The sequence below is a fragment of the Carnobacterium sp. genome (assembly GCF_032094055.1).
Taxonomy (GTDB): Bacteria; Bacillota; Bacilli; order Lactobacillales; family Carnobacteriaceae; genus Carnobacterium_A.
On the sequence record NZ_DAMDAK010000048.1, the window covers coordinates 442 to 3,606 of the forward strand.

Consider the following 3,165-nt stretch of genomic DNA (forward strand, 5'->3'; position numbering starts at 1 on the left):
TGATAGGAATTCCCCTCCTTTCCAAAACATCAAAATGAGTAAAAACAGTGCTGTTGCTTCACTGTTTTTACTCTCCTCATATTTAGATTTAGGAAAAACACACTTATTTACTAGACTCAGCTTAATTCACAAAGTTGTATTCTGTACAAGAAAATCACCTTATTTACATAACTTATCCTATACTAATCCATCAATCAGCTAAAGCAATATGCCTTCCAGTCTACTTACTTATTTCCAGCTTTTTTTAACTTATTAACAAGTTCATCATATTTAGGGCTGTTCAAGAAATTTTCAACTGAAACGTGTGTTGCATGAGGTGTTTTTTGTTTGGCACGTGCTGTTAGTTCTTCTTGTGTAACAACTACTAGTCCGCCTTCATCTTTCAAGTTGTTGATAGATGAGTTCGTTACCGAAATACCTAAGCCAGCTTCTTTCACTTTTTTGCGTAAAATAGAAGCTCCCATTGCACTAGAACCCATACCCGCGTCACAAGCAAAGATGATTTTTGAAACAGTATCAAGAGCTTCTCCGAGCCAGGTCTAGAGCTTCTCCTGCATCTCCTGTATCCATCGGTCTTGCTGTCACTGTTTCATCAACTGTCGATTGATTGTTTTTTAAATTTTCAATAATTTCTTCATATTTAGGACTGTTCAAGAAATTCTCAACTGAAACTTGTGTCGCATGAGGTGTCTTTTGTTTGGCTCGAGCGGTCAATTCTTCTTGTGTAATCACTAGCAGCCCTTCTTCATCTTTCAAATTGTTGATAGATGAATTCGTTACCGAAATATCCATTCCTGCATCTTTTACTTTTTTGCGTAAAATAGAAGCTCCCATCGCGCTAGACCCCATGCCTGCATCACAAGCAAAAATAATTTTTGAAATGGTTGCTTGCTTAACTTTTGCTACGTCGTCAGGAGATGCCACTGTTGAAGTTGCAGTTGTGTTTGCTCCTTTTGATTCAGCCTTCATCGCTTGTGCTTCTTGACGTTTAGCTTCAAAATCATCTGACTCTGAATGAGATTTATCTGCTTTCAAAATAATCATCGCTACTAAGAAGGAAACAACTGCTCCAGCAATAACACCTAATATAACACTTAGGTATCCTCCTTTAGGAGCCATTGCTAAGACCGCAATGATCGAACCTGGCGATGCTGCTGCGACTAAACCAGAACCCATAATCGTGTTTGTAAATGTTCCAGCTACGCCTCCAGCAATAACCGCTAAGAAAAGTAGGGGTTTCATTAAAACATAAGGGAAATAGATTTCATGAATCCCACCGACGAATTGGATTAACGCAGCTCCAGGTGCAGAAGATTTAGCGGCACCTTTACCAAAGAAAGTATACGCTAATAAGAGACCTAATCCTGGTCCTGGGTTAGCTTCTAATAAGAAAAGAATTGACTTACCCGTTTCCGCAGCTTGTTCAATTCCTAGCGGTGTTAGAATTCCATGATTGATTGCATTATTCAAAAATAGAATCTTAGCTGGTTCAATAAAGATATTCGCTAACGGCAATAGTCCTGCATTTACTATCCAAGCAACGCCGCTTGCCATTGCTCCAGTTAGAACTGTTACAAAGGGTCCTACTCCATAGTAAGCACCAATCGCTAAAATAAATCCAATAATTCCACTTGAAAAGTTATTGACCAGCATTTCAAAGCCGGCTTTTATCTTGTCTCCGAAAAAGTCATCAAACTTTTTGATACAGTAACCGCCAAATGGACCTAACGCCATAGCTCCGATAAACATTGGAACTTCAGATCCAATAATAACGCCAAATGTGGCAATTGCTCCAACGACTGCTCCGCGTTGACCATACACCATACTTCCGCCTGTATAACCAATCAATAAAGGCAACAAAAATTTCAACATTGGATCTACCATGGATGCTAGATCTGCATTTGGCCAGTAACCATCTGGAATAAAAAGAGCTGTGATAATTCCCCAAGCAATAAAAGCCCCAATATTCGGCATAACCATCCCACTTAAGTAACTACCCACTCGTTGGATAAATGCTTTACTTCCTTTTTTCCCGCTTTCGGTTTGTTCCACATTACTTCCTCCTCAAAATTCACTTTGTACTTCTATCTATTACGAATTTTAGCTTCTAATGTATGCGATTACAATAACTACTAGTGACAACTTTGGCAAAATCGCTCGTGCCAAAGCTGCAGATACATAATTGGTATTATCATTTAATCTCTTTTTTACATATATACCAATAACAAAAAAACAAAAACATTCTGTTGACATTTCATTATATTAATAATACTATTATCATGTTTTTAAAAACATTTTAATAAAATCAGTATATACCAATTTCAAAACGATTTGATTTGGTCTAGTTCATAACACTGATGGATCAGCTAGTGTACCTTACTGCTGAGAAGCTATGACTAACCAAAAAACATCCCGTCTCTTAACGCTATAAATATAGAAAGAAGGAAAAGTTCATGTGTGGAATAGTTGGGTACATTGGAAACCGAGATGCTAAAGACATCTTGCTGCAAGGTTTGGAAAAATTAGAGTATCGAGGTTATGACTCTGCCGGTATTTTTGTTATTGATGAAGATAAAAGAAATTATTTATTTAAAGAACAAGGACGGATTGCTGCGTTAAGAAAAGTAGTTGACTCAACTGCAGCAGCTACCTCAGGTATTGGACATACTCGTTGGGCGACTCATGGGGTTCCAAGTATAGAAAATGCTCATCCACACCAATCAGCTAATGGCCGTTTTACTCTTGTTCATAATGGTGTAATTGAAAACTTTCAAGAACTTCAACAGGCTTATTTAACTAACATTCACTTAACAAGCGATACGGACACAGAAATTATTGTCCAGCTCATAGCTCATTTGGTAGAAAAAAACGCTGTTTCTACCCTTGAAGCTTTTAAAGAAACAGCTGCGCTTTTAAGAGGATCATATGCATTAGCATTAATTGACAATGAGCAGCCCGAAATCATTTACGCAGCTAAAAATAAAAGTCCTTTATTAGTTGGGAAAGGCGACGGATTTAATGTTATTTGTAGTGATGCCATGGCAATGATTCAAGAAACAAATCAATTTATCGAGTTGACCGACGGCGAAGTTGTGACGCTATCTCGCGATACGATTACCATCGAAAACCAGCTGAATGAAGTGATCGAACGAGAAGCTTATACGG

2 protein-coding genes and 1 pseudogene are annotated in these 3,165 nt (G+C 37.9%); 1 reads left to right on the forward strand and 2 read right to left on the reverse strand.

Features of this window, described 5'->3' with window-relative positions; genetic code table 11:
• Positions 1-224: 224 nt before the first annotated feature.
• Both RT405_RS08390 and RT405_RS08395 read right to left on the reverse strand, forming a co-directional pair.
• Entirely contained in the window at positions 225-479 is a 255-nt protein-coding gene (locus RT405_RS08390) for a hypothetical protein (RefSeq protein ID WP_396163560.1), read from the reverse strand.
• A gap of 37 nt (positions 480-516) precedes the next feature.
• A complete protein-coding gene (locus RT405_RS08395) occupies positions 517-2,052 on the reverse strand; it encodes a PTS mannitol transporter subunit IICB (RefSeq protein WP_313469071.1) in 1,536 nt (511 codons plus the stop codon).
• Between the two features lie 401 nt (positions 2,053-2,453).
• On the opposite strand from RT405_RS08395, the pseudogene RT405_RS08400 reads away from it, so the two are divergent.
• Positions 2,454-3,165 (forward strand): annotated as a pseudogene (locus tag RT405_RS08400) (glutamine--fructose-6-phosphate aminotransferase); the annotation flags it as partial.

What these genes read in the sequence shown, in the direction of transcription:
- RT405_RS08390 (WP_396163560.1), bottom strand. Translation starts at nt 479, where the DNA reads ATGGGTTCTAGTGCAATGGGAGCTTCTATTTTACGCAAAAAAGTGAAA.